The organism is Shewanella sp. 1311, from assembly GCF_059338235.1.
The window spans coordinates 2,497,257-2,516,172 of sequence record NZ_CM181686.1; the positions used below are offsets into that span (position 1 = coordinate 2,497,257).

Genomic DNA, 18,916 nt, shown 5'->3' on the forward strand with positions numbered 1-18,916 from the left:
GTGGCATAAGTAGCAAATAAAATAAGGTCGCAAAATCAAACTTGGCGACCTTATCTTTTTTAATAGCTCGGTTTGTTTAACAACAGGATTTAAGCTTTAGCACTGGCACCATTTTCTAACTGTTCATCCTCTTGTTTTACCAGCTTATGCTCGCCCTCATTACAGCCAATTTTCCAATAGCTCGAGGTATAAAAATGGCTCTTAGGTAATGAATGCGCTTGCTTAAAGTGTCTTCTTAGCGCGCGCATGCTGTTAAATTCACAGGCAATCCACACGGCGGGCTCGCCAGCAAGCCAAGGTAATTGGGCTATTCGCTCAACCAAAGGGCGACCTTCGGGATCGGCCTCAGGATTAATCACCCAATGCAGCTCAACATTTTCAGGATGCACAAGAGGCTGAATGTCGGCTTCGCTTAGCACTTCAATCACAGCGTAACCCACGGCATTGTTTGGTAATTGCGCCAGATTCACGCTAATGGCGGGCAAGGCTGTCATATCACCTGCGAGTAAAAACCAATCTGCCTCAAGGTTAATCAGTTTTTTAAGCCCGGGTCCGCCAATTTGAATGACATCGCCCACCTGCGCCGTTTTTGCCCAACTCGATGCGGGGCCGTCGGTATCGTGCAGCACAAAATCCACATCAATTTCATCAACACGTTGCTGGCGAATCGTGTAGGTTCGCATCAAGGGACGTTCACCCGCTTGTGGAAATAACAACTTGATATAGGCACTCTCTTGATCGATAGGAAAACCAGCGAATCCCGCACCGCCTAAGGTCATGCGTAACATATGCGGGGTGATATAAGTGGAGCGGATCACTGCCAGCTCACGTGGTGCAGGTTTATTCATTATGATTTTCTCCTATGGCCTGTTCTTCCATTAAGCGTGCCTCAACGGCTCCTTTGCCAATCGGGTCTTTTGGCTTACTGGATGGTCTTTTTTGAGTAGGGCAATCCGCACCACTTTTAGCGGCAGCCGCCTCATCCACACTCTTGCTGATCCGATTGGCAAGTTTAATAAAGGTGTCGACTTCGGCTGAGCTCAGCGCCTGCGTCATACGCGCCACGGTTTTACGTTCTGAGGCACTGATCTGGGTCATGATCTTTTCCCCCTCTGCCGTGGGTCTCAGTAACTGGCTGCGGCCATCCTTAGGGTTATCGATTTTAGTGATCAACCCACCCTGCTGTAACTCATTAAGAACACGGGTAATTTGCGCTTTATCCCGCTGCATTCGCAGGGCAATAGACTGAGCTGTCGATTCAGGATTGCGACACACGCCCTTCAAGGCACGGATATGAGTGACAGGTAAATCAATCTCTTGTGCAGCAATATCGCTACGCAATTGCTTTTTGTAGGCATGCACTAATCTGTGCAAAGTTTCACTGAGTGACAATGAAGGCATAGAAGACTCTCGATATAGTTGACTGTATCAACAATATCGATATTGGTTGACTGTGTCAACCATTCAGGTTGTCGACTATTATCACGACACTGAATACCAAGCATAGTGATGCTCTCGCTTGGTTTTTTACTCTAAAAACTCATTTTAAATAACCAGCGGCTTTGTGTTTCTCGCTTATTCCACTAATCAAACAAGACATAGAAAATGCATATTTACCCCTAAAAAAGCGCTTTATACTACGAACGAGTTATTTAGCTTATATCTTAGAAAATAGGACCAATTAAATAGTCAACATAACAAAATAATTAAACAACACTCCATGCAATTAATTGTTCTAATAGTTGTTACTCAAAATAAAAATATTCGTTATAGAACGCGAAACCGATTAATGACTGCATAAGCACTAAATATGTTCTAACTCGTGAAAAACGACTTATGTCGAATTAAGACGCCAAATATGGATAGGATAAGTCATTAAAATAGCGTTTTAAAACCGAATCGAAACACAAAAATTAACACAAAACACACTTTTCAGACATCTTAGTTGTGGCATACTGCTGCGGCTTTTCTCGATTATCACTCTTTAATCGATTCAAACGGATTTGTTCGGGGTCCGGTATTGGCCGATATAAGGCCAAACTGATAATAAAATAATAATGATGAGTAATGTTGATGATAAATAAATCCAAAATCGCGATATCTTTGATCATGGCGGGCTTGGCATTGAATGCCAATGCCGAATTATTAATTAGTGAAGTGCTATACGACACACCAAATAATGACAGTGTCGAAGAATATATCGAACTGTTTAATCCGGGCTGTGACACTATCGATTTAAGTCAATACCAATTAAAAGATAATGGTGCCAGCTTAAACCTCACTGGCACTTTAACGGCGGGGCACTATTTCACTGTTGCAATCAATGCAGCGGGCTTTAACAACCTCTTTGGCTCAACACCCGATATCGCCCCTATGCCACTTAGCTTAGGTAACTCGGGTGACTATGTCCGCCTCACTAAGGGTACTGATGAAATTGATCTTGTCGCTTGGGAAGGCGGAGTTGCAGGTTGGAGTCTAAATGTTCGTGATGTTTCCCTTGTTCGTACAACCAGCATTAACAGTAAGTCACAAGCTGATTGGGCCGCCAGTAACAATGCCGGTACGCCAGGAAGCGGTAACTTAACGTCCCAATGTAATACCGGCGGTGATAATGGCAGCGGTTCCACGCCACCAGCAACGGCTGACAATGTGCTTGAACAGGGTGAGAGCCAGCTCAACCTAAGTGCAGCCCAAGGCCAAGTACTCAAATTTGTTGCTGATATTCCTGAAAACGCTACGGATCTCAGTTTTACGATGAAAGGTGGCAGCGGGGATGCCGATTTGTATGTTCGTTTCGGTAACGAGCCGACGACAAACCAACACGACTGCGCCCCTTACCTTTCTGGAAACAATGAATCCTGCCCTATAGCAAATGCCTCTGCAGGACGTTATTACGTTAATATCGTCGCTTATCAGAGCTTTAGTGGCACTAGCTTAACAGCTAATTATACAATCACAACAACACCCACAGATCCAGATAACGGTACTGGCGGAAATACTGGCGGCACAACACCTAATCCTGATGGCTATAGCTTTGATAGTTATTATGCGAATGCGATAGGTAAAAGCGGAACCACACTGAAAACGAGTTTGAATCTGATTATTCAAGATCAAACCCACTTCAGCTATGCGCAAGTCTGGGATGGGTTGAACTACACAGATGAAGATCCAAATAACAGCAACAACGTAATTCTACTTTATACCGGCCGCTCAGAGCCGAAAACCAATCGTGCAGGTATGAGCAGCTCACTCGATGCTTGGAATCGAGAACACGTCTGGGCAAAAAGCCATGGCTTCCCCAATAGCAGTCAACACGCTTATACCGACCTTAACCATTTACGTCCTGCGGATGTGACAGTCAACAGTACACGCGGTAACAAGGATTTCGCCTTAGGAGGAACGCCTCTGAGTGAAGCACCGGCAAACAAAACTGATAGCGATAGTTTTGAACCTGCCGACATGGTCAAAGGCGATGTCGCACGTATGGTCTTCTACATGGATGTACGTTATCAAGGTGGGGATAACAGTGGAACTCCAGACTTGAGCATAGCCAAAGGTATGACGGGTGAAGGTGAACCGCTACTCGGCGATCTCTGTACCTTGTTAGGCTGGCATATCCAAGATCCTGTGAGTGACTGGGAACGTCGCCGCAATAATCGCGTTTATGAGCTACAACACAACCGCAACCCGTTTATTGATAACCCACAATGGGCAGCTGATATTTATAGTGCCTCATGTAACTAATCTTTAGATCTCGTCCTCACGTATAAGCCCGACCACGAGTTGGGCTTATTACTTACGACAAAAATACATTAAGCACTTAATTTGTAAAGATTAAACAGATTACACATATCATAACAACTCACTAACCATAGCTATCATCCATAAACGTTCAAATCCTAGATGACAATTCACCCAGTCGCTGGGATGCTAGGTCCTAATCTTTGGGTATAAAATATTTTAATAAGCATCAAATTAAATTTGATCGCAAAACATCCACAGCTGTCAGGCCACAAATTAACCCCCTAAATCCCCTATCGACTCCCGACTTTTTCCTTGTAATATAACGCTTTCACTCGTGTTAAAACCCAAGGACGATAATGTATACACCTAAGAATATGGCGATGACAGATCAGCAGGCCATCACAGCTTTTATCACGCAAAACAGCTTTGGTTTACTGGTTTCGTGCTCACTTAATGCGACCCATATTCCCTTTGTACTCGATGCAACTGTGGGAGAGAAAGGCGTGTTGTATGGCCATGTTTCGCGAGCGAACTCACATTGGCAAGAGCTTGAAAACCAGCGGGTATTGGTGGTTTTCAGCGGCGCACACGCTTACATTTCACCAACTTGGTATGATGCTAAGCCTGCGGTGCCTACATGGAATTATGCGGCGGTGCATTGTTATGGTGTCGCAAGCCTGTTGAGTGATACCGAAACCCAAGACATGTTGGACAATTTAGTGGCGAAGTACGAACCCAAGCTATTGCAAGATAAACAAATTATGCCAGATGAGTATCAGCAAAAGCTGCGCCAAGCCATAGTCGGCTTTAAAATTGTGATTGATGAGATTCAAGCAAAAGAAAAGCTCGGCCAGCATAGATCCATTAGCGATCAACAGGGTGTGTTCAACGGCTTAAGTGCAAGCCCCCATGCCGATGCAGCACAATTAGCCCACTATATGAATCAACGAGATATTGGCAAAGGTAATGGCTGAGCCCATGCAGCTAAGCCAATACTTTGATTAGCCGCTCACAGTCGCGCAGCACTGTTAATCATTGTCGAATTTAATCCGGTACCCGTAGATCTTCTGTAAAATCATTGAGAAGAAGACTTTAACGGCCTGCCCATATCTAAAACATTGTACCAATGACTAACCGTCAACCGGAAACGCTGCTAAATTACAGTCCTAACTCGCACGAATAAGGAAGCTGCATGCTGAATCCTGAACACAGTTACTGGCATGACACGCTTAAAGCCATTCGTCGTTGCGGTAGAAAACTCATTGAATTTGAACTGCTATTTACCTTAGTGTCGGCGGGTATTATCGTCCCGTCTTTTGGCTGGCTACTGCGCCACCTGATTGCCAAAACGGGCAATGTCACCATAACCAATTACGACTTAATCGCCTTCGCCATGTCTCCCTATGGCTTGCTATTTATGATTATTACCCTATTCAGCAGCTTTACCGTGTTTTTCACCCAGCGCGCTGGGGTCACGATTCTGGCCGCATCTGGGCTATACGATATTCCCATAGGCCCAGTGCGGGCAATGATTTTCGCCACGGCGCGTTTACCCGTATTCATTCGCCTTGGTAGCATATATGCGGCTTGCTTACTGCTGCTCAGCGTACTTTTTATGGGATTAGGGTATCTTATTTTTAGCGTGTTTCTACAGGGACACGACATCAATTACTACCTGTATTTCAAGCCAGTAGAATGGTATTTAGCCTTATCGAGCATGGCCTTCTTAGCGTTACTCTATCTGCTTATTAGCTTATATCTGTGGGCCAAAGCGGCCTTTTCCCTGACGATAATTGTCAGTGAAACAACCGATGCATTAACGGCACTTAAACGCAGTTGGCAGTTAAGTGCGGGTAATGAACGCGCGATTATGTGGCACGCGGCGGGTTGGTGGTTAAGGATAGGGGCTTTACTGTACCCCTTAATGCTGTTGATCTCGTGGGGGGGCGATAGCTTACTCGACCGGGTTTCACTGACACTTTCGGCAGAATTAGCCATGTTGGCCCTCGTCTCTGCACTGATTTTTATGCTGAGTGCAACTTGGTCCTTGCTCGGCATGTTTGGCGAAGCCTTTATCATCTTGCTGTTATACCGCCAACTGGGAGAGAAACCTGCAGGATTAGAACGTCTTGGACGAGAGACAGTTAAAAAGACTTCAGAGCTGTCGATTTACACTCTAAGTGGCGTCTTGGTCACGACTTTTTTAATCATGCTGGGATTTGGAGTGTATGCCCTAAGCAGTGAGCCACAAAGGGATGAAATCCTCATTTCAGCCCACCGAGCGGGGGCAGCTAGGGCACCAGAAAATACCCTTGCGGCTTTGCGTTTAGCGATTGCAGAAAAGGCCGATTATGCTGAAATAGATGTGCAAACCGCCGCTGACGGCACCTTAATAGTGCTGCACGATGCGGATTTAATGCGTATCGCGGGCGATCCACGGCGAGTAGCCAATCTCAGCGCCAGTGAAATACAACAACTCGATGCGGGTCGCTGGCACAGTGCCGCCTTTGCAGGTGAATCCGTGCCGACACTACTACAAATGCTCAATGAGGCGCGCAATAAGATAGGTTTGAATATTGAGCTCAAATATAATCAAGCCGATCCCAGCTTAGCGCAGGCTGTTGTTGCCCTGCTGCAACAACAGAAAATGATACAACAAGTAGTGATTACCTCGCTCGAAGCAAGAGCTATTGAAGAAGTGCAGCGACTAGACCCTTCAATCCAAACAGGGCTGATTGTCACCCAATCTATCGGCGACCCGATTAAGTCGAATGCACAATTTATAGCGATAAATCAGTCAATTACCAATGAGAAGTTTATCGCCAGAGCCCATAAGGGCGGCAAGCAAGTGCATGTGTGGACAGTGAACAATCCACGGCAAATGCTACGCATGTTAGCACTGGGAGCCGATGTGCTGATCACCGACTATCCACAGGAAGCGGTGGAAATACGAGAACAATGGCTCGCACTGTCCCCCGTTGAACAAACGGCACTGCGCCTACGTTATGTGCTGTAAATGCCGCAACGAATTAGCTGGGCATAGCCTCAAGGCGCTTAGCTCGACGCTGCAGTAACCAGAAGATGACTAATACCCCAAAGGAAGCGGCGAAGGTGGTCAGCGTCAGCGCAAAACCTTTGAATGACAATAGGTTTAAGCTAACACCATCTAACGCCAGCACAGCCAGACCCAATGGCATTTGGATGAACACAGCGGTGAACCAATCGAAGGGGAGTTTCGGGATTCATTATTATGGTGTCTCAAGCCTGTAGAAAGCTTCGACAGGCTATATTGAAGATTGTGATTGATAAGATTCAAGCGAAGGAAAAGCTCGGCTAGCATAGACCCAACCCATTAGCGAGCAACAGCGTGTTCAGTAGCTTGAGTGCCAGCTTCCATGCCTATGCAGTTTGACTCACCACTCACAGTAGGCGCTGAATATACCTACCGCAGTGACGCTAAATCGCCGTAGAACACTAGGGCCAATAGATACCATGCACTTATTCGTTAATAACCTAACGCACTAGAGCCCAGTATGCTTATCAAGTTTTAAAGTATCGATTATTGAGAAGGTATAACCTAACTCGGTAAACATCTGCTCGATATTACGCTTAAAATTGATGGGGCGATCTAAGTCGAGTTGATTGATAAAGAAGTGGTGTTTTGTCGGGATCTTAATCAGCAACTGTTTTTGATAGAAACAGGCTTCAACTTCGGCATTTAACTCGCGGCTCAAAGCCAACAGACTTTCCATCATCAAGGGATTGAGTAAGTAGCGCGCCTCGACTTGGTCGCTACTATAAACCTCAAAACTCCGCTCGAACCTTACGTCCTCAAGCTTGACGCGCAACAGCTTAGTCTTAAAACCCTCAAGGCGATTTTTTAAACTGCCCTTATCAGTGACTAACAGCGTAGTACTATTGAATTTCTTAGGAATATTGCAAACCAGCAGCACACCATTGAAGATGGTCTCCCGCTGAACCGAGCCATTATCGTTCGATTTAGTGTTGTAAGCATCGACCTCATAAAACTGGAACGGCACCTTTTTATAGGTTCCCTTAAGGCAATTTTGCGCGTACTGCTTATCCGTTTTAGGGAGTAGCCCCAACTCAATAAAGGTCGAAAAATCGACCTTAGGCGCCCTCGTTAGCGCAAAGTCATCGCCAAAATACTTAAGGCTAATGGGATAGAGTTTTTCAAAGGCGGCATTATAGAGTTCATCGCTTTCCTTACCCGAGGCAATGACCGCTAACGCTATCACCGGAGCGGGCAGGAACGCGACAATCATCAAAGGCACAAAATAATCCATAGGCACCAGCATAAACTGGACCCCGAGCAGCCCGGCGAATGCACCCAAAATCACCGTGATGCATATGTAGCAGATTGGGGTGGTGAACTTGGCATTTTCACGCCGCCTTTGGTTTACGCCTTCACGTTTTGCTTCAAACGAACTGCATTTAGGGGCGACTTTTTGTTTGTAATACTTCTGAAAGGCAATACGGTGATCTTCGGGAATATCAAATTCAATCGAACTCATTGGCTCCTACTCTTACGATTCAAATCCATTTAGGCCAATGATTTTACATAATTTAGTTACCGAAAAACAGTTAAGCAGCGTGAGGTATATGCTGAACTAATCGTTAACCGTGGCTAAAGACAAACGACGTGCTCGACGCTGCAGTAACCAGAAGATGACTAATACCCCAAAGGAAGCGGCGAAGGTGGTCAGCGTCAGCGCAAAACCTTTGAATGACAATAGGTTTAAGCTAACACCATCTAACGCCAGCACAGCCAGACCCAGTGGCATTTGGATGAACACAGCGGTGAACCAATCGAAGGGAAGTTTTGGAAAAATCCTGTGATAAGCGTAAAGCACTAAACCTGCTAGCAATATCAGCAAACTCGCATCGTGAGCCCCTAACAACAGGTACTCCACACTGTTCGGCGTAATCTTGGGCACTGCATTTAACATACCCAGCATATAACCCGCGCTCGCGACTAATGAGAAACTGATAAAACTCAATAAAGCTAATAAGATACCAAAGCCAAGAGCGGGTAAATATTTCATTGAAGGTCTCTCTATTTGCAGCTGAAAATAGGCCGTCTCATTTCCCGAAAAACCGCAGCATGCAAGCCACAGAATAGAAAAGGGACTTTAGCTACAATAGCAGGCTAAATTTCCCTTAGCTATTAAGACCATAGTCTTATGGTAGCCACAAACTTAAGCGCAATAAACGAGATGAAAGCCAGTGTCAAGCCAGTGTTTTCTCCGACAATCAGCGGATAAGCTTTTAAAATTACTAGATTAATCAAATTTCAATCTATCAGCTTAGTGATATCGACCACAATTTGCCCATGTGTTTGGGCGAAATAGACTAGCCAATTTCGCCAATAACGCTTAGGATCGGAGTTGCATTTTTAAGCCAACATATTGTGGAGTATCAAAACATTATGGGTATCAGAGCCATAGTCGTAGACACAGCAGGCACCACGACAGACCTAAACTTTATCCAAGATGTACTATTCCCCTATTCTGTCAAAGCCTTGCCAGACTTTTTAGAACAGAACCAACACAATGTATTGGTTGAAAACTGTATTTGTGACACCCGAGATATCGCCCTAGAGCCAGATGCGGACTTAGCACGCGTGACTGAAATTTTGCAGCAGTGGGTCAGCGAAGATCGTAAAGCGACACCACTCAAAACCCTGCAAGGCTTGATCTGGAAGCAAGGCTACGCCAATGGCGAATTTAAGGGCCATATCTTCCCTGACTTTATTGAAGCGGTGAAACGTTTTAGCGCACAAAAATTGCGTATTTACAGTTTTTCATCAGGCTCTGTTGATGCGCAAAAACTGTTGTTCAGCCACAGTGACGGCGGTGATTTAACCGAGATGTTTAACGGTCATTTTGATACCCGTACCGGCAACAAATTAGATAAACAGGCTTACTGCAATATCCTCAACACTATCAGCTTAAGCCCTAAGCAAGTGCTGTTTGTGTCTGATGTGATTGAAGAATTAAAGGCTGCCGACGCTGCAGGCATGATGACGTGCCAAATGGTACGCGATTGCAAACAACGCACGGGTGAGTTCCGCACCATCAGCAGCTTCGATGAGCTACTGATTGAATAACGTGATTGTTGAATAACACGATAGTCGACTCACTCAGCCAAGCTGATTTAGCCAAAATGAAAGCGACCTTATGGTCGCTTTTTTATGGGGCAGCTTATTTGCCCTTTTCCGTCAAAGGAAATGCGGCCGAGATACACTTTTTCACCTCAAAACGATAACCATAATCCGCTTTCTTATCCGGCGTTATCTGCAAAATCTCATAGTCATTTAACTCGATCACATTCGACTCGGCTGGCTTTTCACAACGCGAACGGCTATTGGCTTCAAGCGCAAAGGCAAACGTCGCTAACCATTGCCGCACGAGATACTGATATTGCGCCCGCACCGACGCATAGGTTTGCTTGCGTTCCGCTTCTTCGCGCTCATCGGCAGTTTGTTTGTCAGCCGGTTTGTCGGCTTCAAGCTCGGGCTTAATCTTAGCTAACTCAGCAATCGGTGCCGTCAGCACATCGGTCGTATGCGGCATAAGCCCTAATGCTGGCTCGACGGGATTATGTTCAGAGGCTTCTTGAGTTGTTGTAATAAAGTCTGCGAACGAGGTTTGAAGACGGGTTTCTAAATCAATCAGTAGGCTCAAGTGATATAAGACCACAGCCGCCAACACGATACGGATCGTAAAGGTCGTTTTACGAAATGATGTATGTGAGGTGATCCGTAACGACTTGACACCCAAAGGTTTAAGCAAAAAAATTAATACTAAATAGATGGGGATAATCAACTGCAATGCCAGCAGCACAATTGCGCTCACCATTAAAAACCAAGCGGGCATATAGAGTAAAATCGCTAAGTTATGGGTGTAATCCAGATGACTTGCCGACACCCCGACCACTTCGTTAACTATGGCGCCAGACCAACCTAAGGCAAAGTTGGCAATAATAGCGTAAAACAGCAACAACACAGCCTTGCCTGCCAAACTGTGCCAGACCCGCTCGAACACGGGCCAAAACTCGATGGCCATTGCAATAACCGCAATCACGGCGACCACACCCATCAAGTCAGTACTAAAGGCCAATATCAAGGCAATAAGATACAGCTTTTGCGCAAAGGATAACTTAGCAAACCCTTGGCTTAGGTAGCGCCACAACTTGCTCAACCCTAGCTGGAGCTCGCTAGGCAAAGGCTTGATGACTTGCCGTAAGTGCTGGCGGGCAGATTCAGTGTAACGACCTAAATTCATTATAATTTTAAATTCCTGTTGCGATTAAGACACGCTTGAGTTGCCGATGTAAACTGCAAAATCTATGGCGACACTCGCGTCACCTATGCCAGTGTAGCGACTAACTTTGGCAATCCACTAACAAAACTTGCCGAATCGTCCTTCAGCGGCGAAATGAATCTCCCACGAGATTCTATGTCGATGATGCGGAACAGAAATACCGTTTAAATGAATTTGGAAGTAATACCTATGAGTAAAATTAAAGCGACCTTAAGATCGCCTCAATGAAGTGTTATAAACCTAACTCAAAATAGACTCAAACGACATTTAACTCCCGCTCGGCAAAGACAGCTTTCGCGACGAACATGCCATTCAGTGCTGCGGGGAAGCCCGCATAAACAGACATTTGCAGTATCACTTCGACGATCTCCTGCGGAGCACAACCAACATTCAACGCGCCGTTGATATGGACGTTAAGCTGCGGCTGACAATGCCCCAACGCCGTGAGCGCCGCGACCGTGACTAGCTCCCGCGTCTTAAGATCGAGTCCTTCACGCTGATAAATATCCCCAAAAGGATATTCGATAATGTACTTGCCCAAGTCGGGGCAAATATTTGCCAGACTGTTGATCACTTTCTCGCCCGCTTCACCGTCGATTTCAGTCAGCTTAGCTAAGCCCTGCACATACCTTTGATTACTCATTTTGACTCCTTAGGATTTGACCACAGAAGTCAGCTTACGCCTTAGAGTTAACTCTAAGTCAACGGCTGATTGATAAACCCAATCCATTCTGCTTCTTTCGCGGCATAGTCGCGGTGCCCGCTCGCATTTCGCACCACAGACCGTAGCAAACCGATTTTCTCGTAATACCTGAGCGTATGCGCCGACAAACCTGTGAGTGCAGCAAACTGACCTATGTTCATAATCTAACGATCCGCAGGATGGTTAACGCCATCATTCGTGGGCACATTGTCTAAATCGAATGGATTAACCCCTTCGAGGCAACCAATGTTGTAACCATATTCATGGGGATTGGAACGCCGCTGGTGATGGGTATAAATGCCGCAGTTGGAGCAGAAGTAATGCTTAGCGGTTTTGGTATTGAATTCATAGCATTTCAGCACATCTTCACCCTTGAGGATCTTAATCCCCGCCAGCGGTACAGAGCCGATAACCGCGCCCTTACGGCGGCAGATAGAACAATCGCAGCGGCGAGGATTTTCGATGCCATTGGGCAGCGATAATTGCAACACCACAGCGCCACAATGGCAAGACGCTTGGTGTTCAGCTTGAATATGGGTGTTTCCGACTCGTTTAATCATGCACTGCTCCTTGTTTCGCTTAATGTTATCGCTAAATGCCTATAATGCCATGGCTTGTCGCTTGTTCTTTATGCTGCTAGTCTGACCATCTTAAACGAGCGTTTCAACTCGCATTTTTAGATCGGCAATTCAATGCCAAACACACTGGAAAACACAATGGAAAAGTTTCTCGCACAGCACCCTATAGTGACCGAAATCCCCGTGGCTTGGGGCGAAATGGATGCGTTGCAACACGTCAACAACGTCGTCTATTTCCGTTATTTTGAAACGGCCCGTATCGACTTTTTCAATCGCCTTTTCCCGCTGGATACCCTGTATAAATCAGGTATTGGCCCAGTGATCAGCGAAAATCAGGCCCGCTATAAACGCCCAGTGACCTTCCCCGATACTCTATTAGTGAGTGTCAGCATTAGCGATATTCACAGCGATAGATTTACCATGCATTATCAGGCTTTTAGTAAACAGCAGCAGGCAGTAACCACCTTAGGTACTTCAGTCGCGGTGATGTTTAACTTTAAAACCGGCAAAAAGGCCGAGTTGCCCGCAGAACTGCTGGCGATTCTCAAACAACACGAAGTCGCCTAAGCTAACCAAATCGATAGCTAAATTGCCAGCACACTTTAGGCCATAACTTAAGGGAAGCATGTATGTCAGATAACGAAAATATTGAGATAGCTATTGGACATCAACAGGATAGACAGCGTTTTATTATCCCTGTCGATGGCTATGAAGCCGTGTTGGAATACCAACTATCAGGCAAAGATATCGATTTTAGCCGCACCTTTGTCCCCAACGAACTGCGCGGTAAAGGCCTTGCCGAACGCTTAGTGCGCCACGGCTTAAAGTGGGCCCAAAGCCAAGATTTGGCTATCCAAGCCAGCTGCTGGTATGTGCAGAAGTTTTTGAAATAGCCTATTTCACAACCAGTTAGCTAAATCCAATACACAGGGTAATGGCGCTTGGGATCGGTGGAGAGGTTATTGACCACCAGCGCGACCAGTAAGAGCAATACTGAGCCGAGAAATACTGGCATTAGCGCGTAGAGAAAACCGAGTTGATGCACGTTTTCACCACCAATCACAGCGATCAATGCCGTTGCGCCGCCCGGTGGATGCAGAGTGCGGGTCAAGTACATTAATGCGATAGACAGGGATACCGCTAAGGCGCTGGCCAGCACCACATAATCGCCACACACTTGGTACACTGCGACCCCAATTAAGGCCGATAACACGCTGCCACCAATCAAGTTGCGCGGTTGAGAAAACTCCGCCAGCGGTGCGCCGTATACCAGCACAGCAGAAGCGCCGAATGAGCCAATCACAAACATAGTACCGACGAGGTTTTCGCTCATATAATTTGCGAGACTCGCGACCAAGTAAATGCCACAGAAAGCCCCAACCCATGACCACACAATCTTTTTAAGTGGCTGTCTTGGTGGACAAATATCCTTCGAGCGCATGCGGGTAAAATAGAATCTCATGGTTAATCCGAACCGATAAAAATTAGGCGATACAGAGAAGTGATCTGCATCACAGTTAGCGGGTCGACAAATTAACGCTTCAGCAGCGCAATTGCAATTGCGCTGACCGAGAGACAGGACAGATTAAGCGCTTTCACCATTCAAATTAGCGAGCATTTCGCGGATATCTTCAGGGATAGGGCGACTTTTTTCGCAGCTGTAGTCGTAATGCACCAGTGTAGTTTTCACTTCGGCGGTTTTATTGCCCGCTTGCCAACAGGTTTGAGTCAGTTCGAAGCTGCTATTACCGATGCGGCTGACAAAGGTTTTCACTGTCACGCTTTTGCCGTAATAGGTTGGCGCAATAAACGCCACGGTAAAGCCCGCGACAATTAAGTTCCATTGCTGCAAATCCAACTCTGGATTAAAAATCTCGAAAATTGGCGTGCGCGCTGCTTCGCACCATACGGGGATCACTGTGTTGTTGATATGGCCTAGACCATCGGTTTCTGTGAATCTTGGGTGGATTTCGAGGCTGTATTCGGTAACTGGCATTGGACTTCCCTTTTATTGTTATTCTATAAGCTGATGAATTTAATGATTATCGCGATTAAGCTACCCGCACCAAATTCATCCTTTATCCCAAGCCTACCAGACCCTAAAGGCTAAACAAACCTAGACCTTAGAATTGGCAACTGGCGGTTTCTGCCGTTTGCTTGCCATTGGCATCATACTTTTTAAAGCATCCTGCCTTACCCATATCATAAATTTTTTCATATTCTAACTTGCCGCTGCGGTAGGACTTAAACACACCATGGCTTTTAGGGTTTTCTAAGTGATAAATTTTGCGCCCTTTGGTCACATGCGAATAATCGGAAAAACCCGGCTCTTCCTGATAAATCACCCCATTGATATAGCGTTTATGGACCACATGTTGTTCATCGATGCGCAGCATTTCACTCGATAACTTGCCATTGATGTCGTAACACACTTTATCTACGGCATAATTGCTATCTAACTCTTCGATGCAATTCACAGCACCATTATCAAAGTACTCCCGCTGTATACCACAGCGTGCAATGGCGTTATCCCAGTAGTAAGGCGCACCATTCCAGGTTTCCCCTTCTTGCTGGCAATAGTTCCACAGATTCTCTAATTGGCCGTTAGCATAGAAACTGTAACGTGGGCCTGAGAGGCGATTATTGACATTGTGAGCATAAATACGCAGAGCATAACCGCCCGTGGTCGAATAACGCAGACTTGGACCGTATTCCTTACCCGCTTGGTAACTTGTCATCTCTAACAAACGGCCATTGGAATCAAACTGGTATGTTTTATCTAACAGGCCATTGCTGTAGTAAGCTAATTTGTACAAGCTGCCGTTGCTATGATACTCACGCTGTTCACCGTGCTTTATCGATGAGGTCTCAGTATTTTTTTGATTGATTATCCCTGCACAATCCGCTGCGTAGGGATTTTTACGCATAATGCATTCGTCTTGCGAGGGCTTAAGTGTCACGGTTTCATTTAATTTAAAACTCATTAACCCTGTCAGTTCACCCTTAGTATCAAAATGCATTTGCGGGCCATCTAGCTCACCATGGCGATAGTTTGAGATACTACTCACTACGTTAGGGCTTGAGTACCAAATACTCTGACCATCGAGCCTACCCTGTTCATAATGGCTGGTAACAAGCAGCACATTATCTTTATTGAATGACTTAGCCTCGCCTTGGCGCAAACCATTAAGATAACTCACTTCGGCTTTACTCCCCCCAGCAAAAGTAAACAGCCAAGGGCCAGTGCGTTTCCCCTCAAGGTAACTCCCCTGACCTAGACTATCGCGGTAATGGCCAACCGATATCTTTTCAGTCCAAGGCCCTTGTTTTACGCCTTGTTCATAGTGACCTTTCGTCCCATCTTGCTCTAACCATTCACCGTCTTTGACTCCGTTGCGATAAATGCCTTTCTCCATTAATTGCTTAGCGCCTTCGGTGCTGGAGCCATAATCTGGTGCATAAATTTCGTAGGGGCCGTCGAGCACATCCTGATTGTAGTGGGCAAAACCGAAGTTATCGGTCTCATCGAATATTGACTGTGCAATCCATTTACCTTGTTTTTTACCGTCAAGGTACTCACCTTCCCAATAGGTTTCTCGGCTATCGGCTTCCATCCACTTACCGACTTTTTTACCCTGCTTGTAATCGCCCGAATACATCACATTGCCATTGCGGCCATCGTAAGCAACATAGGCACCATCGAGCAGACCTTGAGCATAATGACTTTCACTCGCAAGCCCTGCCCAAGTGCTACCCATGCCCATGCTCATAAAATTGTACAATGGGCCTGTGCGGGGGATTTCAGCGCCGCCGCTTTTAAGCCAGTCGAAGTGATCGGCCTCAAAGGCCACACTCACCAATACAAAACTGCCATCTTCTTCGCTATAACCACTGCGATCAAAGGTGGTCACTAAGCTGTATTGGCGCTCAATGCCTTGGGCATCTTTATCTTTACGAGTCAGTGGATAACGTAATTTATACTCGACGGCGGTTTTCACATCGACGGGTGAACCTTCGGAATTTCGATAACCCACTAAGGTCGGCTTGAGCTTAGTTGAGCCATCGACAATCGCTTTAATGGCAGGATCTTCAATTGCTTCAACATCATAGGTCATACGGTATTGCTGTGGCGGAATCTGGCTTAGCACTTTACGGACGCCGCCCACGGTAAACGTGGTTAAGGTTGGGGCCACTTCATCGAGCACAACTTGTAGGCGCGGTAGTTTAGTCAGAGCTTCCCCATCAAAACCATAGCCGCGCAGGTGCTGACCATCGGCATCCTTGAGCATGACGATCACTTCTTTAGTGCCGCCTTTATCAAAGTCATAGTAAAAAACCGCCACAATTTCGGCTCGGCCATAATCGTCAATACGCACGCCGGGCGCATCGCCGTAGAGCATTTCGCCCCACACTTGCTGATCTTTTTGATAGAAATTAAGCCATTGGCCATAGGGTAAATCCACAGGTCCGTGGACGATTTTGTCGTAATCCGCAGCGATAGCAGCAGGAGTGACAGAAAAAGCAGACAACAACACCGCAGTGGCTGCGAAAAGACTACGAATCGAAAGTTCCATTTAAACTACGCCCTTTATACCGATAACTTGCGCCTCGTGCGCACCAGTAAACGGAGCGAATTTTAAGCTAAGTTAAGCGCTTCAGGAAGTAGCAGAAACAAAAAAGGCCGCAATAGCGGCCTTTAGTAACAATGACTTAACAATCAGTTGTTGTACATAGCATTAATTTCGTGGGCGTATTTATGATAAATCATCTTGCGGCGCAACTTGAGCGTTGGGGTAATTAACCCCGCTTCCATCGAGAAGGCTTCTGGCAACAGTGTGAACTTTTTGATCTGTTCAAAACCCGCCAATTCATGCTGCAACTGCTTGAGACGTTGTTCAAAATGTTCCACCACATGGCTATGGCGTAGCAATTCTAAAGGCGACTCATACTTCAGCCCTTTGTCCTTCGCCCACGCTTCCAGTGATTCAAACGCTGGCACAATTAAGGCGGTCACATAGTTACGCGCATCGGCAATAATCGCCACTTGCTCGATAAAAGGACAACAGCCCACGGCACCCTCAACCCGTTGCGGCGCGATATATTTGCCGTTAGAGGTTTTCATTAACTCTTTGATACGGTCGGTAATAAATAAGTTACCGTTCGCATCGAAACGTCCCGCATCACCGGTTTTTAACCAACCGTCTTCGAAGGCGGCGGCGGTATCTTCTGGTCGATTGTAATAGCCACGCATCACAGTCGCGCCGCGGACTAAAATCTCATCGTCCTTGCCTAGCTTGATTTCGGTTTCCAGCAGAGGTTGACCATTAGAACCTGGCACTCGATTACCTAAGGTATTGCAAGTCACGGTCGCGTTGGTTTCCGTCATGCCGTAACCACACAGCACAGGAATATTAATCGCATGGAAGAAGCTGCCGACATTCACATCTAACGCCGCGCCACCGCAGGGCATAAACTTCAAACGCCCGCCAAGCACGGCTTGCAGCTTGCTATACACAAGTTTGTGGGCCAAACGCCATTGCAGCGACAACCACAATCCGCCCTTAGCACGACCTTGACCGACTTCGAACTGGCGTTGACCAACACGCATCGCCCAAGCAAATAGCTTCTTACGACCATCGGCTGACTTGGCGACTTTATCTTGTACGGCGCTGTACACTTTTTCGAGGAAACGCGGCACCACACACAAGGTATGCGGACGCACGGCGCTAATCGCCTCTTTCACTCTTTGGGTATTTTGCAAATAGACGTTATGACCGCCACGGCACAAAACGTAAAAACTCCAACTGCGTTCAAAGACATGGCTCAAAGGCAAGAATGCCAAAGACACATCGCCAGAATGGAAAGCCAGTTTTTGATCGTGTTGACGTATGGTCGAGGCCATATTGCGGTAATCCAGCATCACGCCTTTAGGATCGCCCGTGGTGCCAGAGGTATAAATTAAGGTCAGTAAATCATCGAGATTGGCCGCTTGTAAACGCTGGTTAAGCTCAATTTCTTGCTTCATCGCTTTCGCATCGCCCGCCAGCAGCGCATCTAAATGCCAATGCTGCTCAGCTTTGTCAGCGGCAAGTGCCACGCTGGCATCAAAAACAATCACATGCTCTAGGCTTGGGCATAAGCTTTGAAGCTCGCAGGCCATAGCGTATTGTTTAGCATCGTCGACAAAAATGACTTTCGCCGCCGCATCGTTAACGATAAAGCTCGCCTGCTCGACGGTACTGGTAGGGTAAATCGGCACCACAACGGCGCGACTTTTAAGCGTCCCGACATCGGCACAGGTCCATTGTGGGCAGTTTTGCGCCAAAATAACGCAACGGTCTTGCACTTGTACGCCAAGTTCGATCAACACTTGTGCAATTTTACTGCTAATTTGGTCAAAGGCTTGCCAGCTCACCTGATACCAAGGAGCGGCCATTTCAAAACCTTCCAGCGCTATCGCGTCTTTTAAAGACTCGCTCTGCTGCTGTAATAGTCGAATAACATGATATTGATCGAGAGACATAAGAGACTCACCTTTTAGCTTA

General features: G+C 46.4%; 17 protein-coding genes and 2 pseudogenes. 6 read left to right on the plus strand and 13 right to left on the minus strand.

Annotation, left to right across the window (positions count from 1 at the left end; genetic code table 11):
* Window positions 1-89: 89 nt before the first annotated feature.
* Together AC5YB3_RS11250 and AC5YB3_RS11255 are read right to left on the minus strand one after the other, a co-directional pair.
* Window positions 90-848: a siderophore-interacting protein gene (locus AC5YB3_RS11250; RefSeq protein ID WP_494527132.1), complete on the minus strand. Its 759-nt coding sequence runs from the start codon at window positions 846-848 to the stop codon at window positions 90-92.
* On the minus strand, window positions 841-1,401 hold the full coding sequence (locus AC5YB3_RS11255; protein WP_494527133.1) for a MarR family winged helix-turn-helix transcriptional regulator: 561 nt from the start codon (window positions 1,399-1,401) through the stop codon (window positions 841-843). Before AC5YB3_RS11255 ends, AC5YB3_RS11250 begins: the two co-directional genes overlap by 8 nt.
* A 672-nt stretch (window positions 1,402-2,073) precedes the next feature.
* Here AC5YB3_RS11255 and AC5YB3_RS11260 point away from each other — a divergent pair.
* The 3 genes from AC5YB3_RS11260 to AC5YB3_RS11270 all read left to right on the plus strand — a co-directional run bounded on the left by AC5YB3_RS11260 (window position 2,074) and on the right by AC5YB3_RS11270 (window position 6,760).
* Entirely contained in the window at window positions 2,074-3,744 is a 1,671-nt protein-coding gene (locus AC5YB3_RS11260; protein WP_259214481.1) for an endonuclease, read from the plus strand.
* Between the two features lie 356 nt (window positions 3,745-4,100).
* A complete protein-coding gene (locus AC5YB3_RS11265) occupies window positions 4,101-4,718 on the plus strand; it encodes an FMN-binding negative transcriptional regulator (RefSeq protein ID WP_342901890.1) in 618 nt (205 codons plus the stop codon).
* Window positions 4,719-4,936: 218 nt separating this feature from the next.
* Window positions 4,937-6,760, plus strand: coding sequence for a glycerophosphodiester phosphodiesterase family protein (locus AC5YB3_RS11270; protein WP_494527134.1), 1,824 nt, complete (start codon window positions 4,937-4,939; stop codon window positions 6,758-6,760).
* A gap of 13 nt (window positions 6,761-6,773) precedes the next feature.
* Here AC5YB3_RS11270 and AC5YB3_RS11275 read toward each other — a convergent pair.
* The 3 genes and pseudogenes from AC5YB3_RS11275 to AC5YB3_RS11285 all read right to left on the minus strand — a co-directional run.
* A pseudogene (locus AC5YB3_RS11275) lies at window positions 6,774-6,983 on the minus strand (hypothetical protein); the annotation flags it as partial.
* Between the two features lie 282 nt (window positions 6,984-7,265).
* Window positions 7,266-8,279 (minus strand): DUF3137 domain-containing protein, encoded by a 1,014-nt coding sequence (locus tag AC5YB3_RS11280; RefSeq protein WP_006083733.1) that lies wholly within the window; start codon window positions 8,277-8,279, stop codon window positions 7,266-7,268.
* Between the two features lie 96 nt (window positions 8,280-8,375).
* Window positions 8,376-8,810: a hypothetical protein gene (locus tag AC5YB3_RS11285; RefSeq protein ID WP_494527135.1), complete on the minus strand. Its 435-nt coding sequence runs from the start codon at window positions 8,808-8,810 to the stop codon at window positions 8,376-8,378.
* A gap of 383 nt (window positions 8,811-9,193) precedes the next feature.
* On the opposite strand from AC5YB3_RS11285, the gene mtnC reads away from it, so the two are divergent.
* A complete protein-coding gene (mtnC, locus tag AC5YB3_RS11290; protein WP_259511777.1) occupies window positions 9,194-9,874 on the plus strand; it encodes an acireductone synthase in 681 nt (226 codons plus the stop codon).
* Between the two features lie 94 nt (window positions 9,875-9,968).
* Here mtnC and AC5YB3_RS11295 read toward each other — a convergent pair whose 3' ends face one another.
* The 4 genes and pseudogenes from AC5YB3_RS11295 to AC5YB3_RS11310 all read right to left on the minus strand — a co-directional run bounded on the left by AC5YB3_RS11295 (window position 9,969) and on the right by AC5YB3_RS11310 (window position 12,353).
* Entirely contained in the window at window positions 9,969-11,051 is a 1,083-nt protein-coding gene (locus tag AC5YB3_RS11295) for a hypothetical protein (RefSeq protein ID WP_012586387.1), read from the minus strand.
* A 295-nt stretch (window positions 11,052-11,346) separates the two neighbouring features.
* The gene (locus tag AC5YB3_RS11300) at window positions 11,347-11,733 is read right to left on the minus strand and encodes a carboxymuconolactone decarboxylase family protein (protein ID WP_006083736.1); all 387 of its coding nucleotides are present in this window, start codon (window positions 11,731-11,733) and stop codon (window positions 11,347-11,349) included.
* A gap of 65 nt (window positions 11,734-11,798) precedes the next feature.
* Window positions 11,799-11,954: pseudogene (locus AC5YB3_RS11305) on the minus strand (MerR family DNA-binding transcriptional regulator); the annotation flags it as partial.
* A 3-nt stretch (window positions 11,955-11,957) separates the two neighbouring features.
* The gene (locus AC5YB3_RS11310) at window positions 11,958-12,353 is read right to left on the minus strand and encodes a GFA family protein (protein WP_006084847.1); all 396 of its coding nucleotides are present in this window, start codon (window positions 12,351-12,353) and stop codon (window positions 11,958-11,960) included.
* A gap of 156 nt (window positions 12,354-12,509) precedes the next feature.
* Here AC5YB3_RS11310 and AC5YB3_RS11315 point away from each other — a divergent pair, with 156 nt between their 5' ends.
* Both AC5YB3_RS11315 and AC5YB3_RS11320 read left to right on the plus strand, forming a co-directional pair.
* The gene (locus tag AC5YB3_RS11315; RefSeq protein ID WP_173248526.1) at window positions 12,510-12,938 is read left to right on the plus strand and encodes an acyl-CoA thioesterase; all 429 of its coding nucleotides are present in this window, start codon (window positions 12,510-12,512) and stop codon (window positions 12,936-12,938) included.
* Window positions 12,939-13,000: 62 nt separating this feature from the next.
* Window positions 13,001-13,264 (plus strand): GNAT family N-acetyltransferase, encoded by a 264-nt coding sequence (locus tag AC5YB3_RS11320; RefSeq protein ID WP_494527136.1) that lies wholly within the window; start codon window positions 13,001-13,003, stop codon window positions 13,262-13,264.
* Between the two features lie 20 nt (window positions 13,265-13,284).
* Here the strand turns inward: AC5YB3_RS11320 and AC5YB3_RS11325 are convergent, their stop codons facing one another.
* The 4 genes from AC5YB3_RS11325 to AC5YB3_RS11340 form a co-directional block, all read right to left on the minus strand.
* Complete coding sequence (locus tag AC5YB3_RS11325; RefSeq protein WP_006084842.1) at window positions 13,285-13,833, minus strand: HPP family protein; 549 nt, start codon at window positions 13,831-13,833, stop codon at window positions 13,285-13,287.
* 123 nt (window positions 13,834-13,956) lie between these two features.
* The gene (locus tag AC5YB3_RS11330) at window positions 13,957-14,367 is read right to left on the minus strand and encodes an acyl-CoA thioesterase (protein ID WP_006084841.1); all 411 of its coding nucleotides are present in this window, start codon (window positions 14,365-14,367) and stop codon (window positions 13,957-13,959) included.
* A 127-nt stretch (window positions 14,368-14,494) separates the two neighbouring features.
* On the minus strand, window positions 14,495-16,945 hold the full coding sequence (locus tag AC5YB3_RS11335; protein WP_494527137.1) for a toxin-antitoxin system YwqK family antitoxin: 2,451 nt from the start codon (window positions 16,943-16,945) through the stop codon (window positions 14,495-14,497).
* Window positions 16,946-17,088: 143 nt separating this feature from the next.
* Complete coding sequence (locus tag AC5YB3_RS11340) at window positions 17,089-18,894, minus strand: AMP-dependent synthetase/ligase (protein ID WP_427751224.1); 1,806 nt, start codon at window positions 18,892-18,894, stop codon at window positions 17,089-17,091.
* Window positions 18,895-18,916: the final 22 nt, after the last annotated feature.

Excerpts from the sequence above, each read along its gene's own strand:
- AC5YB3_RS11250 (WP_494527132.1), bottom strand. The coding sequence starts at position 848 with ATGAATAAACCTGCACCACGTGAGCTGGCAGTGATCCGCTCCACTTAT.
- AC5YB3_RS11255 (WP_494527133.1), bottom strand. The coding sequence starts at position 1,401 with ATGCCTTCATTGTCACTCAGTGAAACTTTGCACAGATTAGTGCATGCC.
- AC5YB3_RS11260 (WP_259214481.1), top strand. The coding sequence starts at position 2,074 with ATGATAAATAAATCCAAAATCGCGATATCTTTGATCATGGCGGGCTTG.
- AC5YB3_RS11265 (WP_342901890.1), top strand. The coding sequence starts at position 4,101 with ATGTATACACCTAAGAATATGGCGATGACAGATCAGCAGGCCATCACA.
- AC5YB3_RS11270 (WP_494527134.1), top strand. The coding sequence starts at position 4,937 with ATGCTGAATCCTGAACACAGTTACTGGCATGACACGCTTAAAGCCATT.
- AC5YB3_RS11280 (WP_006083733.1), bottom strand. The coding sequence starts at position 8,279 with ATGAGTTCGATTGAATTTGATATTCCCGAAGATCACCGTATTGCCTTT.
- AC5YB3_RS11285 (WP_494527135.1), bottom strand. The coding sequence starts at position 8,810 with ATGAAATATTTACCCGCTCTTGGCTTTGGTATCTTATTAGCTTTATTG.
- mtnC (WP_259511777.1), top strand. The coding sequence starts at position 9,194 with ATGGGTATCAGAGCCATAGTCGTAGACACAGCAGGCACCACGACAGAC.
- AC5YB3_RS11295 (WP_012586387.1), bottom strand. The coding sequence starts at position 11,051 with ATGAATTTAGGTCGTTACACTGAATCTGCCCGCCAGCACTTACGGCAA.
- AC5YB3_RS11300 (WP_006083736.1), bottom strand. The coding sequence starts at position 11,733 with ATGAGTAATCAAAGGTATGTGCAGGGCTTAGCTAAGCTGACTGAAATC.
- AC5YB3_RS11310 (WP_006084847.1), bottom strand. The coding sequence starts at position 12,353 with ATGATTAAACGAGTCGGAAACACCCATATTCAAGCTGAACACCAAGCG.
- AC5YB3_RS11315 (WP_173248526.1), top strand. The coding sequence starts at position 12,510 with ATGGAAAAGTTTCTCGCACAGCACCCTATAGTGACCGAAATCCCCGTG.
- AC5YB3_RS11320 (WP_494527136.1), top strand. The coding sequence starts at position 13,001 with ATGTCAGATAACGAAAATATTGAGATAGCTATTGGACATCAACAGGAT.
- AC5YB3_RS11325 (WP_006084842.1), bottom strand. The coding sequence starts at position 13,833 with ATGAGATTCTATTTTACCCGCATGCGCTCGAAGGATATTTGTCCACCA.
- AC5YB3_RS11330 (WP_006084841.1), bottom strand. The coding sequence starts at position 14,367 with ATGCCAGTTACCGAATACAGCCTCGAAATCCACCCAAGATTCACAGAA.
- AC5YB3_RS11335 (WP_494527137.1), bottom strand. The coding sequence starts at position 16,945 with ATGGAACTTTCGATTCGTAGTCTTTTCGCAGCCACTGCGGTGTTGTTG.
- AC5YB3_RS11340 (WP_427751224.1), bottom strand. The coding sequence starts at position 18,894 with ATGTCTCTCGATCAATATCATGTTATTCGACTATTACAGCAGCAGAGC.